Annotated in this window: 10 protein-coding genes; 8 read left to right on the forward strand and 2 right to left on the reverse strand. The window is 71.1% G+C overall.

All coding sequences use genetic code 11. From position 1 onward, the window contains the following. Positions 1–5: 5 nt before the first annotated feature. Positions 6–1,322: an isocitrate lyase gene (gene aceA / locus BR85_RS00980; RefSeq protein ID WP_028494829.1), complete on the reverse strand. Its 1,317-nt coding sequence runs from the start codon at positions 1,320–1,322 to the stop codon at positions 6–8. A 137-nt stretch (positions 1,323–1,459) separates the two neighbouring features. On the opposite strand from aceA, the gene BR85_RS00985 reads away from it, so the two are divergent. Next, a complete protein-coding gene (locus BR85_RS00985; RefSeq protein WP_028494830.1) occupies positions 1,460–2,926 on the forward strand; it encodes a helix-turn-helix transcriptional regulator in 1,467 nt (488 codons plus the stop codon). A 7-nt stretch (positions 2,927–2,933) separates the two neighbouring features. On the opposite strand, the gene BR85_RS00990 is transcribed toward BR85_RS00985, so the two are convergent. Next, positions 2,934–4,496: a PucR family transcriptional regulator gene (locus BR85_RS00990; RefSeq protein WP_051526099.1), complete on the reverse strand. Its 1,563-nt coding sequence runs from the start codon at positions 4,494–4,496 to the stop codon at positions 2,934–2,936. Between the two features lie 92 nt (positions 4,497–4,588). On the opposite strand from BR85_RS00990, the gene gabT reads away from it, so the two are divergent. The 7 genes from gabT (at position 4,589) to BR85_RS01025 (ending at position 13,117) form a co-directional block, all read left to right on the forward strand. Beyond that, complete coding sequence (gabT, locus tag BR85_RS00995) at positions 4,589–5,938, forward strand: 4-aminobutyrate--2-oxoglutarate transaminase (RefSeq protein WP_028494831.1); 1,350 nt, start codon at positions 4,589–4,591, stop codon at positions 5,936–5,938. A gap of 28 nt (positions 5,939–5,966) precedes the next feature. Beyond that, positions 5,967–7,325: a flavin monoamine oxidase family protein gene (locus BR85_RS01000; protein ID WP_028494832.1), complete on the forward strand. Its 1,359-nt coding sequence runs from the start codon at positions 5,967–5,969 to the stop codon at positions 7,323–7,325. Beyond that, positions 7,322–8,209 (forward strand): universal stress protein, encoded by an 888-nt coding sequence (locus BR85_RS01005; protein WP_028494833.1) that lies wholly within the window; start codon positions 7,322–7,324, stop codon positions 8,207–8,209. The genes BR85_RS01000 and BR85_RS01005 overlap by 4 nt, the downstream gene beginning before the upstream one ends. Then, positions 8,206–9,756 (forward strand): APC family permease, encoded by a 1,551-nt coding sequence (locus BR85_RS01010; RefSeq protein ID WP_028494834.1) that lies wholly within the window; start codon positions 8,206–8,208, stop codon positions 9,754–9,756. Before BR85_RS01005 ends, BR85_RS01010 begins: the two co-directional genes overlap by 4 nt. A 7-nt stretch (positions 9,757–9,763) precedes the next feature. Next, positions 9,764–11,218, forward strand: coding sequence for an NAD-dependent succinate-semialdehyde dehydrogenase (locus BR85_RS01015; RefSeq protein WP_028494835.1), 1,455 nt, complete (start codon positions 9,764–9,766; stop codon positions 11,216–11,218). Between the two features lie 19 nt (positions 11,219–11,237). Further along, complete coding sequence (locus tag BR85_RS01020) at positions 11,238–12,602, forward strand: NAD-dependent succinate-semialdehyde dehydrogenase (protein ID WP_028494836.1); 1,365 nt, start codon at positions 11,238–11,240, stop codon at positions 12,600–12,602. A gap of 77 nt (positions 12,603–12,679) precedes the next feature. Continuing rightward, on the forward strand, positions 12,680–13,117 hold the full coding sequence (locus BR85_RS01025; protein ID WP_028494837.1) for a pyridoxamine 5'-phosphate oxidase family protein: 438 nt from the start codon (positions 12,680–12,682) through the stop codon (positions 13,115–13,117). Positions 13,118–13,230: the final 113 nt, after the last annotated feature.

Raw genomic sequence — 13,230 nt, forward strand, 5'->3', positions numbered from 1 at the left:
GCAGTTCAGTGGAACTGCTGCGCCTCGGTCGATCCGACCAGGGCGAGCGTGGCGCTGTCGGGGTTGAGCGCCGTCGAGACGAAGTCGAAGTAGCCGGTTCCGGCCTCGCGCTGGTGCTTCGTGGCGGTGTAGCCGCGGGCCTCGGACGCGAACTCGGCCTCCTGGAGCTCGACGTAGGCGCTCATGGCGCGTTCGGCGTAGCCCTTGGCGAGGTCGAACATCGAGTAGTTCAGGGCGTGGAAGCCGGCCAGTGTGATGAACTGGAACTTGTAGCCCAGGTCCGCGAGCTCCTGCTGGAAGCTCGCGATCTGCTCGTCGTCGAGGTGGCGCTTCCAGTTGAAGCTCGGCGAGCAGTTGTAGGCCAGGAGCTTACCGGGGAACTGCGCGTGGATCGCCTTCGCGAAGTCACGGGCCAGCTCGATGTCGGGCTCGCCGGTCTCGACCCAGATGAGGTCGGCGTACGGGGCGAACGCGAGTCCGCGGCTGATGACCGATTCCAGACCCGGCCGCACGCGGTAGAAGCCCTCGCTCGTGCGCTCACCGGTCGTGAACTCCTGGTCGCGCGGGTCGACGTCGCTCGTGAGCAGGTCGGCGGCCAGCGCGTCGGTGCGGGCGATGATGATGGTCGGGACGTCGGCGACGTCGGCCGCCAGCCGGGCCGCGTTGAGCGTGCGGATGTGCTGCTGGGTCGGGACGAGCACCTTGCCGCCGAGGTGGCCGCACTTCTTCTCGCTCGCGAGCTGGTCCTCCCAGTGGATGCCGGCGGCGCCAGAGGCGATGAGCGACTGCGCGAGCTCGTACGCGTTCAGGGGTCCCCCGAACCCGGCCTCCGCGTCGGCGACGATGGGCGCCAGCCAGTCCTGCGTGAGGGTGCCCTCGGCGTGCTCGATCTGGTCCTGGCGGATGAGGGCGTTGTTGATGCGGCGGACGACGGCCGGCACCGAGTTGGCGGGGTACAGGCTCTGGTCGGGGTAGGTCTGCCCGGCGAGGTTCCCGTCGGCGGCGACCTGCCAGCCGGAGAGGTAGATGGCCTTCAGGCCTGCCCGCACCTGCTGCACGGCCTGGCCGCCCGTGTAGGCGCCCAGGGCCCGGATGTAGTCCTCGGTGTGCAGGAGGTTCCACAGGTTCTCCGCGCCGCGGCGGGCCAGCGTGTTCTCCTCGCGGACCGACCCCCGGAGGCGGATGACGTCCTCCGCCGTGTACGTGCGCTCGACGCCGTCCCAGCGGGGATCGGTGTCCCAGATCTCCTGCAGCTCGGCGGCGGTCTGCGTCTGGTCGCCGGCGCGGAGCGGCGGCTGACCGGGGGTGGCCTGGATCGTCATGTCGGTTCTCCTTCGTCGGGTGCCGGTTCCTCCGGCGGGGTGGTGTGGATCCACTCTGCGTGAACTTTCGGCTGTGACTTGACGGATCGGGCTGTGAAGATTGCAGGATCTTCTGTTCTTGTGACAGACTTCCGGACATGACGATCGTGGAAGACGCCCCCGTCGAGCCGGACACGGCCGACGCGCTCACCATCGGCCGCCGCATCCGCCAGCTGCGGACGGCGCGCGGGATGACGCTCGACGACCTCGCCGCGGCGGTCGATCGTGCGCCCAGTCAGCTGTCCATGATCGAGACCGGGAAGCGCGAGCCGCGCTTGACCCTCCTGCGGACGATCGCGCGCGCTCTCGGCACGACGATCGACGCGCTCCTGGAGGCGGAACCCCTCGACGAACGCGCGACGCTGGAGATCGCGCTCGAGCGCGCCATGAAGGGGCAGACGTTCCGGGCGCTGGGCATCGAGCCCTTCCGCATCGGCAAGTCCGTGCCGAACGAGGCGCTGCAGGCCCTGCTCGCCCTGCAGGGCGAGGTGGAGCGGCTCAACGATGAGCGGTCGGCGACGCCCGAGGAGGCCCGGCGCGCCAACGTCGAGCTGCGTCACCTCATGCGCCGGCAGGACAACCACTTCGCGGAGCTCGAAACCCAGGCCCGCAGCATCCTGGACGCCGTCGACCACCCCGGCGGGCCGCTGACCCAGCGCACCGCATCGGACATCGCGGCGCATCTGGGGTTCTCACTGCACTACGTGCCCGACCTGCCGCCGTCCACCCGCAGCGTCGTCGACCTGAAGAACGGCCGCCTGTACCTCTCCAGCACCGTCCCGGCCAAGGGCGACTCGCGCACCGCCGTGCTGCAGGCGCTCTCCAGCCGCATCCTCGGGCATGCGGAGCCGCGCTCCTACGCGGAGTTCCTCCGTCAACGGGTGGAGACGAACTACCTCACGGGCGCCCTGCTGATCCCGGAGGACCACGCGGTGGCGTTCCTGCAGGATGCCAAGTCCCGCCGGGCGATCTCCATCGAAGACCTCCGCGACGCGTACTCGGTCTCGTACGAGACGGCGGCGCACCGGTTCACGAACCTCGCGACGCAGCACCTGGACATCCCCGTGCACTTCCTCAAGGTGCACGAGTCCGGCACCATCACGAAGGCGTACGAGAACGACGACGTGAACTTCCCCTCCGACCGGCTCGGCTCCATCGAGGGCCAGATGTGCTGCCGGAAGTGGACGAGCCGCGTCGTCTTCGACATCCCGGACAAGTTCAACCCGTATTACCAGTACACCGACACCGGCAACGGGACCTACTGGTGCACGGCGCGGGTGGAGCCCTCCAGCGAGGGCGCGCACTCGGTGTCGGTCGGCGTGCGGTTCGAGGACACGAAGTGGTTCATCGGGCGGGACAGCCCGAACCGGGGGATCTCCCGGCACTCCGTCGAGGTGTGCTGCCGCCGTGCCCCGGCCGAGCTCGAGGGCCAGTGGCGCGACCAGGCGTGGCCGAACGTCCGCACGCCGCGGACGCTGCTCGCGACGCTCCCGAGCGGCGCCTTCCCGGGCGTGGACACGACCGACCTGTACGAGTTCCTCGACGCCCACGCCCCGCGCGGCTGAACCGTCGCTACGGACCCGCGTGGCTCGGGCTCGCGTCCAACGCGAATGCCGTCCACAGCTCGGCGCGGACCGCGAAGGATGACAGGTCGCGGCCGAGCAGGGTCTCGGCCTGCGCGAGGCGCGCGCGGACGGTGTGCCGGTGGACCCCGAGCTCCCGCGCCGCGCGCTCGTGCGAGCACTCCGCATCCAGCCATCCCCGGACGGTGCGCGTGAGGTCGGACCCGGTGCGGGCATCGTGGGCGCGCAGCGGCCCGAGGAGCGCCGCCGCGGCTGCGCGCGGGCCCGGTCCGGCCAGGGCCGGCAGGATGCCCCGGTCGATGAGCTCACCGAAGTGCGTGACGGGCTCCGTACCCCGCTCGCGCGCCACCCGCGCCGCCACGACGGCTTCCGCCATCGCCGCGTACCGCGTCGGCGCGGAGACGCCGACGCGCGTGCCGACGCGCGCCGCGAACTCGTCGAGGAGATCGCGCGCGCCGGCCGGGACGATGAGCAGGATGCCGTCCTCGACGCCGCCCGCGAACAGCGCCCCGCGGGCCTCCGCCGAGCGCGCGTCGACCCATTCCCACGCCGCACGGGCAGGGGCCGGCAGCGCGGCGACGGCGACGAGCACCGGCTCCGCGGGCAGCGCCATGCCCGTCTCGCGGAGCGTCCGTCCCGCGAGTGCGCCCTGCCCCGCGACCAGCAGCTGGGCGATGCCGCGGTGGAGGGCCCGCCGCGCCCGCTCGACGCTCTCCTGCTGCTCGAGGGCCAGCCCGATCGTGGCGACCGCGGCGGTGACGACGCCGCGGGCTTCATGGTCGAGTCCGCCGGCGGCGAGCGCGACCGCGCCCCGGAGATGGCCGCCGCGCCCGAGCGTCTGCACCGTGAAGTCGGTGCCGCCGATGCGGACGGCGGCGCCGGCGCGCGCGCCGCGGCGAAGCATGCCGGCCACCTCCTCGCGGAGGGCGGCCGCGGTCTCGGGCTCCAGGGGGCCGGCGTGCTCCCGCGTGACGGTGCCGGAGGCGTCGAACAGCCCGGCCCACGTGCCGAGCTGACGACCGAGCTCGACCAGGGTCGATTCGACCCCGCCGGCGCGCAGCGCGGCAAGGGAGAGCGCCCGCTGCGCCGACAGGGCCCAGCTGCGGCGCGCGTACGCCTGCGCCGCGATCGCCTCCGCGTTGGCGCGGGCCACGGCGATGAACGGCGTCCGATACGGGACTTCGAACAGCGGCATCCGCACGGCCCGGCACGCGTCCACGAGGGCGGGCGGGATGCCGTCGCGGACGACTTCGGTGCCGAAGCCGAGGCCGCGGACCCCGCGCGCATCGAGGCGTGCCACGTACTCCACGTACGGCGCCGGATCCTCCGCGGCACCGGCACCGCCGGACACGAACTGGGTCCCCGTCGTCAGGAGGATGAGGTCGTCGGCGAGGAACGGCGTCGGATCGGCGAGGTCGGAGCCGTGCACCCAGCGGATCGTGCGATCCAGGGCCTCCGGGTCCAGCTCCGCTTCGGGCAGCGCGAGCCGCAGGCGCAGGTCACGGCGGCGCAGCAATTCGCGAAGAGTGGGCTCCGGCTCGGCCACGGACATGGCACCTCCCTGTACGTGATGTACATCCTGTCGTCTCGAAATGTACCGGACGGCCACTGTGGTGGCCGCCACGGCGGGCATACGCTCCCCGCATGAGCCTCACCGACACCTCTCTCGCCGGCGGCCCCTCTCTTCTGCAGGAGCGCCGCATTCAGACCGCCATCCCGGGACCGCGGTCCCAGGAGCTGCTCGACCGCAAGGCGGCCGCCGTCGCGGCGGGTGTCGGCCACACGGTGCCGATCGAGGCCGTCGCCGCCGGGGGCGGCGTCGTCGTCGACGCCGACGGCAACTCGCTCATCGACCTCGGCGCCGGCATCGCGGTCACGACCGTCGGCAACGCCCACCCCGCGGTCGTCGCCGCCGTGCAGGAGCAGGTGGCCCGCTTCACCCACACGTGCTTCATGATCTCGCCGTACGAGTCCTACGTCGCCGTCGCCGAGGCCCTCAACCGCCTGACGCCCGGCGACCACGCCAAGAAGAGCGCACTGTTCAACTCCGGCGCCGAGGCCGTCGAGAACGCCGTCAAGATCGCCCGCAAGCACACCGGCCGCCAGGCCGTCGTCGCGTTCGACCACGCCTACCACGGGCGCACCAACATGACGATGGCCCTCACCGCCAAGGCCATGCCGTACAAGAGCGGCTTCGGGCCCTTCGCCTCCGAGATCTACCGCGTTCCGGCCTCCTACCCCTACCGCGACGGGCTCACCGGCGCGGAGGCCGCGGCCAAGGCCATCTCGACGATCGAGAAGCAGATCGGCGCCGACAACCTCGCCGCCGTGATCATCGAGCCCATCCAGGGCGAAGGCGGATTCATCGTCCCCGCCGAGGGCTTCCTGCCGGCCGTCGTCGACTGGTGCTGTGACAACGGCGTCGTGTTCATCGCGGACGAGGTGCAGACCGGCTTCGCCCGCACCGGGGCCCTGTTCGCCAGCGAGCTGTTCGGGATCGTGCCCGACCTCATCACGACCGCCAAGGGCATCGCGGGGGGCATGCCTCTCGCCGCCGTCACCGGGCGCTCCGAGATCATGGACGCCTCGCACAGCGGAGGGCTCGGCGGCACGTACGGCGGCAACCCCGTCGCGTGCGCCGCGGCGCTGGCCTCCATCGACGCGTACGAGAACGAAGGGCTGCTGGAGCGGGCGCAGGAGATCGGCACGATCCTCCGCACCCGTCTCGAGTCGCTGCAGGCCGGTGACCCGCGCATCGGCGACGTCCGCGGTCACGGCGCGATGATCGCCGCCGAGTTCGTCGATCCCGCGACGAAGGCGCCGGATGCCGCCCTGACCTCCGCGATCGCGAAGGCGTGCATCGCGGAGGGCGTCATCGTCCTCACCTGCGGCACCTACGGCAACGTCATCCGGTTCCTCCCGCCCCTCGCGATCGGCGACGACCTTCTGCATGAAGGTCTGGATGTCGTCGCCGCCGTCCTCGCCGCGCAGTGACGTCCGAGACGTCGCAGAAGGAGAAGTCATGAATGAGATCACCCGGGACGTCGTCATCGTCGGGGCCGGTGCCGCCGGCCTCACCGCCGCGAACCAGCTGCGCAAGGCAGGCCTCTCCGTCGCGGTCCTCGAAGCGCGTGACCGCGTCGGCGGTCGCCTGTGGACCGACACGATCGAGGGCGCCATGCTCGAGATCGGCGGCCAGTGGGTCTCGCCCGACCAGGACGCGCTCATCGAGACGGTCGCGGACCTGGGCCTGGAGACCTTCAGCCGGTACCGCGAGGGCGACAGCGTCTACATCGGTCCCGACGGAACCGTCTCCCGCTTCACCGGTGACGTCTTCCCGGTGAGCGCGGAGACCGAAGCCGTCATCACCGAGATCACGGAGCGCCTGGACGCCATGGTGGCCGAGATCGACCCCGATCGCCCGTGGGCGCACCCGCGGGCGGAGGAGTGGGACCGGGTCTCCTGGGATGCCTGGCTGCGCGCGCAGACCGACGACGACGAGGCGGTGCGCAACCTCGCGTTCGCGACCGGGTCGGCCATGCTCACGAAGCCCACGCACGCGTTCTCGCTCCTGCAGTCGCTCCTCATGGCGGCCAGCGCCGGCAGCTACTCGAACCTCGTGGACGCGGACTTCATCCTCGACAAACGCGTCGTCGGCGGCCTCCAGCAGGTGCCGCTCCTTCTTGCGGAGCGCCTCGGCGACGACGTCTTCCTGAACGAGCCGGTGCGCACGATGGAGTGGTCGGATGCCGGGGTCACGGCCATCGCCGACGGCATGACGGTGCGCGCCCGCCACGGCATCCTGGCGCTCGCGCCCGTGCTCTACAACCGGATCTCGTTCGTCCCCGCCCTGCCCCGCCTCCAGCACCAGATGCACCAGCACCTCTCGATGGGGTTCGTGATCAAGGTGCACGCGGTCTACGACCGCCCGTTCTGGCGCGAGCAGGGCCTGTCCGGCACGGCGTTCAGCCCCTACGAGCTGTCGCACGAGGCCTACGACAACACCAACCACGGCGACGAACGAGGGACCCTCGTCGGCTTCGTCTCAGACCGGAACGCCGACGACGTGTTCCGGGTCTCCGCCGAGGAGCGCCGTGAGCGCATCCTCGAATCGCTCTCCCACTACTACGGGCCGGAGGCGAAGAACCCCGTCGTGTACTACGAGAGCGACTGGGGTGCGGAGGAGTGGACCCGCGGCGCGTACGCCGCGAGCTTCGATCTGGGCGGGCTCTCCCGCTACGGCGCAGACCTGCGCACCCCCGTCGGACCCGTCCACTTCGCCTGCAGCGATCTGGCCGGCGCGGGATACCAGCACGTCGACGGCGCGATCCGCATGGGTCGACTCGTCGCCGACACCATCCTCGAGGAGGTCCGCGCGTGAGCGCACCTGTCATCGTCGGCTATACCGCCACCAAACCCGGGCGCGACGCCCTCGCCTTCGGCGCACGTCTGGCCGCAGCCAGCGCCGCGCCGCTGCACGTCGCCATCATCCTCCCGTCCGAGGGGCGCAGCGTCATCACACCCCCGGACGCCTCCTACGACCGGCACCTGCGTGCCCAGGCGGGGGAGTGGCTGGACGCCGCCGAGGCGCTCCTGCCGGAGGGGACTCCCGTCACGCGGCAGATCCGCGCCGCGGAGTCGTTCGCGGAGGGGCTGATCGATCTCGCCGATGAGATCGGCGCGTCGCACATCGTCGTCGGAGCCGCCGACGGCGGGGCACGTGGCCGGCACCGCCTGGGGTCGACCACGACCGAACTGCTGCACTCCTCGGACGTGCCCGTCGTGCTCGTGCCGCGCGGCACCCGCAAGCTCGCCGCCGACGCCCCGCTCGGTCGGCTGACCGTCGCCATCGGCACCCGACCCGGGGCCGACGCCCTCATCGAGGAGACCGTCGCGCTCGCCGACGCCACGGGAGCCTCCGTGCGGCTCCTCTCCCTCCTCCCCGTCGACCTGCCCGCGACGGCCGACACGGCCGCGATCCGCACGGCCGGCTCGACCGCCGCCTCCGACGTCCTCGCCGCCGCGCGCGCCGAACTGCCCGACCGGCTGGGCGCGGAGGTCGTCGTCGCCGAGGGTGACAGCATCGAGGACGCCGTGCGCGGCCTCGACTGGCAGCCCGGCGAGGTCCTCCTCGTCGGCTCGAGCCGCCTCGCCCGGCCACGGCGCCTGTTCCTGGGCTCCACGGCGGCCAAGATGCTCCACGAAGTCCCGGTGCCGATGATCGTCGTGCCCCGCACCCGCACCCAGGAAGGAGAACAGCGATGAGCGCACCCGAAGCAGCACCGCTGGCCCCCACCGCCGAGCCGACCGGCGGACTGTCGAACAAGGGCCTGAGCGCCGGCACCGTCGGCCTCCTCGGCGCCGTCGTCATCGGCATCTCGTGCATCGCCCCGGCCTACACCTTCACGGCGGCGGTCGGCCCCACGGCATCCGTCGTCGGCGCGCAGGTGCCCGCGATCATCCTCATCGGCTTCATCCCGATGCTGCTGGTGGCGTTCGGCTACCGCGAGCTGAACAACCGGATGCCGGATGCCGGCACGTCGTTCACGTGGGCCGCGCGCGCCTTCGGGCCGTGGGTCGGGTGGATGGCCGGCTGGGGGCTCGTCGTCGCCACGATCCTCGTGCTCTCCAACCTCGCCGGCGTCGCCGTGGACTTCCTCTTCCTGCTGATCTCGCAGATCACCGGGAACCCCGACATCGCGAACCTCGCGACGAACACCTTCATCAACATCGCGGTGTGCCTGCTCTTCATGCTCGGAGCGACATACATCTCGTACCGTGACATGCAGACCACCCAGAAGCTGCAGTACGTGCTCGTCACGTTCCAGGTCGCGGTGCTGCTGATCTTCGCCGTCGCGGCGATCGTGCAGGCCGTGAGCGGCAACGGATTCGACTACACCCCGTTCGACTTCAACTGGTTCAACCCGTTCGCGGTGCCCTCCTTCAGCGCGTTCGCGGCGGGGCTCTCGCTGTCGATCTTCATCTTCTGGGGCTGGGACGTCACGCTCACGATGAACGAGGAGACGAAGGACCCCGAGCGCACGCCCGGGCGGGCCGCGACCGTCACGGTCCTCACGATCGTGTCGCTGTACCTGCTGCTCGCCGTCGCCATGATCATGTTCGCCGGCGTCGGGACGGGGGAGCTGGGCCTCGGCAACGAGGACATCCAGGCCAACGTGTTCTTCTTCCTCTCCGACCCCGTGCTCGGCCCGCTCGCGTTCCTCGTGTCGCTCGCGGTGCTCACGAGCTCCGCCTCGTCGCTGCAGTCCACGTTCGTCGGGCCGGCCCGGACGCTGCTCGCGATGGGACACTACGGGGCCCTGCCGCCCGCGTACGCGAAGGTCAGCCCGCGGTTCTTCACGCCCGGGTACGCGACGATCGTCTCGGCGATCGTGGCATCCGCCTTCTACGCCGTCATGCGCGTCGTCAGCGAGAACACGCTGTGGGACACGATCCTCACGCTCGGCATGATGATCTGCTTCTACTACGGCATCACGGCGTTCGCGTGCGTCTGGTACTTCCGCAAGCAGTGGTTCGACTCGACGCGGAACGTGTTCTTCACGTTCCTCTTCCCGCTCATCGGCGGCGTCATCCTCCTCGTCCTGTTCGTGACGACGCTCATCGACTCAATGGACCCGGCGTACGGCTCCGGTGCCGAGGTCGGCGGGGTGGGCATCGTGTTCATCCTCGGGATGGCGATCATCGTCATCGGCGTCATCGTGATGATCTGGCAGGCGATCCGGCGACCGGCGTTCTTCCGCGGCGAGACGCTCGCCATGGATGCCCCGCCCAGCCGCCGTCGGAAGGGCTGAGCACGGCATGACCACCGCCCTGCCCGTCGGCGTGCCGACGCAGCTGTTCGTCGACGGCGCATGGACCGACGCCGCGGGGTCGAAGACCTTCCCGGTCTTCGACCCCGCGAGCGGCGCCGTGCTCGCCGAGATCGCCGACGCGAGTGCGGAGGACGCCATCCGCGCCCTCGATGCGGCGGTCGCCGCCCAGGAGTCCTGGGCCGCCACCGCGCCCCGGGCCCGCGGCGAGATCCTCCGGCGGGCGTTCGACCTGCTGCAGGAGCGCGCCGAGGAGTTCGCCCTCGTCATGACCCTCGAAATGGGCAAGCCGCTCCCGGAGGCCCGCGGGGAGGTCGTGTACGGCGGGGAGTTTCTCCGCTGGTTCAGCGAGGAGGCCGTGCGCATCTCCGGGCGCTACGGGCTCAATCCCGAGGGCACCGGGCGCATGATCGTCACGCAGCACCCGGTCGGTCCCTGCTTCTTCATCACCCCGTGGAACTTCCCGCTCGCGATGGCCACCCGCAAGATCGCGCCCGCGCTCGCCGCGGGCTGCACCGTCGTCGTCAAGCCCGCCGAGCTCACCCCCCTCACGACCCTCCTGTTCGCCCGGCTGCTCGAGGACGCGGGGCTCCCGCCCGGCGTCGTCAACGTCGTCACCACGACACGGTCGGCAGACGTCTCGGCTCCCGTCATCGCCGACCGGCGACTGCGGAAGCTGTCGTTCACCGGCTCCACGCCGGTGGGGAAGCGGCTCATCGCGCAGGCGGCGGAGGGCGTGCTCCGCGTCTCGATGGAGCTCGGCGGCAACGCGCCGTTCGTCGTGTTCGACGACGCCGACCTCGACAAGGCCGTGGACGGCGCGATGGCGGCGAAGTTCCGCAACATCGGGCAGGCCTGCACCGCCGCCAACCGGTTCCTCGTCCACGAGACGGTCGCCGACGAGTTCGCCCGCCGGGTCGCCGAGCGCGTCGCCGCTATGCGCGTCGGGGCGGGGACCGACGACGGCGTGCAGATCGGTCCGCTGATCGACGACAAGGCCGTCGTGAAGACGGGGGAACTCGTGCAGGATGCCGTCGGCCGCGGTGCCCGCGTCCTCACCGGCGGCTCGCCGATCGACGGGCCCGGCACGTTCTTCGCGCCGACGGTGCTGGCCGGGGTGGCCTCCGGCAGTGCGCTGCTGCGCGAGGAGATCTTCGGCCCCGTCCTCGCGATCACGACCTTCCGCGACGAGGACGAGGCCGTGCGCCTCGCGAACGACACCGAGTACGGCCTCGTGTCCTACGTCTACACGCGAGACCTCGCCCGCGGCCACCGGATGATCGACCGCCTCGAGACGGGGATGATGGGACTCAACGCCGGCGTCGTCTCCAACGCCGCCGCCCCCTTCGGCGGGGTCAAGCAGTCCGGCATGGGCCGCGAAGGCGGGCTGGAAGGCATCCAGGAGTACCTGTCCACGAAGTACACCCTCATCCCCGCCGACTGAGCGGGAGGAACGGAGCATCATGAGCACCTACGCCGTGGTCAACCCCGCGACCGGGGAGACCCTCGCCACCTACCCCACCGCTACCGACGCCGAGGTCGAGGCGGCCGTCGCCGCGGCCGCCGAGGCCGCCCGCACCTGGGGACGCACCTCGACCCCGGCCGAACGCGCCGCGCTGCTGCGCCGCGTCGCCGAGCTGCACCGCGAGCGACGCGACGAGCTCGCCCCCGTCATCGTCCGCGAGATGGGCAAGCCGCTCGCCGCCGCGGAGGGCGAGGTCGACTTCGCCGCCGACATCACCGAGTACTACGCCGACCACATCGAGGAGATCACCCGGGACACCCCGATCGACATCCTCGGGGAGGGCACCGCCGTCATCCGCCGCGCCCCGCTCGGCGCGCTGCTGGGCATCATGCCGTGGAACTTCCCCTACTACCAGGTCGCCCGCTTCGCGGCGCCGAACCTCGCGGTCGGCAACACGATCCTCCTCAAGCACGCACCGCAGTGCCCGGAGTCGGCCGCCGCGATCGCGCAGATGTACGCCGACGCCGGGTTCCCGGCCGGCGCGTACGCCGACGTGCGGCTGACCAACGAGCAGGCCGCCGAGGTCATCGCCGACCCGCGCGTGCAGGGCGTGTCGGTCACCGGCTCGGAGCGGGCCGGGGCCGCCGTGGCCGAGGTCGCGGGAAGGAACCTCAAGAAGGTCGCCCTCGAGCTCGGCGGATCGGACCCGTTCATCCTGCTGTCCACCGACGATCTCGACGGGGCCGTCCAGATGGCCGTCGACGCGCGCCTGGACAACAACGGGCAGTCCTGCAACGCCGCCAAGCGCTTCATCGTCGTGGACGACCTGTACGAGCAGTTCGTGGAGAAGTTCGCCGCCGGCATCGGCGGCGCGACCGTGGGCGATCCGTTCGCCGAGGACACCGTCATCGGGCCGCTGTCCTCGCTGGCGGCCGCCGAGCGGCTCGCGGAGCAGGTCGACCGCGCCGTCGCACAGGGCGCGACGCTCGTGACGGGGGGCGTGCGTGACGGCGCGTACTACCCGGGCACGGTGCTGACCGGCGTGACCGAGGACATGGACGCGTACCGCGAGGAGTTCTTCGGCCCCGTCGGCGTCGTCTACCGCGTCGCCGATGAGGACGAGGCGATCGCCGTCGCGAACGGCACGCCGTTCGGCCTGGGGTCGTACGTCTTCACGACGGACGCCGAGCAGGCGCAGCGCGTCGCCGACCGGATCGAGGCCGGAATGGTCTACATCAACGTCGTCCTCGCCGATTCGCCGGAGCTGCCGTTCGGCGGCGTCAAGCGCAGCGGCACCGGACGCGAGATGGGTCTCCTGGCGGCGGACGAGTTCGTCAACAAGAAGCTCATCCGCACGGCCTGACGCGACGACGACCGGATGCCGGGATTGCCACGGCCGGTGGCCTGTCGGGACGCGTCCGGAAGGGGCAGGATGGAGCCATGGAGGACATTGCCGACGTCGTCACCCATCTGACCGACGAACAGTGCTGGGAGCGCCTGGAGCAGCAGCAGCTGGGTCGTCTCGTGACGCATGTGGGGGAGGTGTTCGACATCTTCCCGGTCAACTACGTCGTGGACGGGCAGTCGATCGTGTTCCGCACGGCCGAAGGCAGCAAGCTGACCGAGCTGTCCATCAACGACGCGGTGCTCTTCGAAGCCGACCGGTACACGGAGCAGGACGCCTGGAGTGTCGTCGTGCGCGGCCATGCACGACGACTGGACACCTCATCCGAAGTCGCCGCCGCGGACACCCTGCCGCTGAAGCCCTGGATCCCCACGCTCAAGTACAACTACGTGCGCATCGAGGCGGCCTCCCTGTCCGGCCGGGAGTTCCGACGGGGCGAGGAGCCGGATCGCTACGGCGTGCAGGAGTACTGACCCGGTTCGCGCCCTCCCGGGTGGATGACGTACACTTGAGGACGCAGTTGTCTGCATTCTTTCGCCGTGCCCGCGGATCGGGAACCCCTGGAAATGGTTACGGTAGAAGTACG

Origin of the sequence: Microbacterium sp. UNCCL10 (assembly GCF_000746195.1) — a bacterium.
In the GTDB taxonomy this organism is placed as follows: Bacteria; Actinomycetota; Actinomycetes; order Actinomycetales; family Microbacteriaceae; genus Microbacterium; species Microbacterium saccharophilum.

Coding starts and splice junctions, on each gene's coding strand:
- aceA (WP_028494829.1), bottom strand. CDS start 1,322: ATGACGATCCAGGCCACCCCCGGTCAGCCGCCGCTCCGCGCCGGCGAC.
- BR85_RS00985 (WP_028494830.1), top strand. CDS start 1,460: ATGACGATCGTGGAAGACGCCCCCGTCGAGCCGGACACGGCCGACGCG.
- BR85_RS00990 (WP_051526099.1), bottom strand. CDS start 4,496: ATGTCCGTGGCCGAGCCGGAGCCCACTCTTCGCGAATTGCTGCGCCGC.
- gabT (WP_028494831.1), top strand. CDS start 4,589: ATGAGCCTCACCGACACCTCTCTCGCCGGCGGCCCCTCTCTTCTGCAG.
- BR85_RS01000 (WP_028494832.1), top strand. CDS start 5,967: ATGAATGAGATCACCCGGGACGTCGTCATCGTCGGGGCCGGTGCCGCC.
- BR85_RS01010 (WP_028494834.1), top strand. CDS start 8,206: ATGAGCGCACCCGAAGCAGCACCGCTGGCCCCCACCGCCGAGCCGACC.
- BR85_RS01015 (WP_028494835.1), top strand. CDS start 9,764: ATGACCACCGCCCTGCCCGTCGGCGTGCCGACGCAGCTGTTCGTCGAC.
- BR85_RS01020 (WP_028494836.1), top strand. CDS start 11,238: ATGAGCACCTACGCCGTGGTCAACCCCGCGACCGGGGAGACCCTCGCC.
- BR85_RS01025 (WP_028494837.1), top strand. CDS start 12,680: ATGGAGGACATTGCCGACGTCGTCACCCATCTGACCGACGAACAGTGC.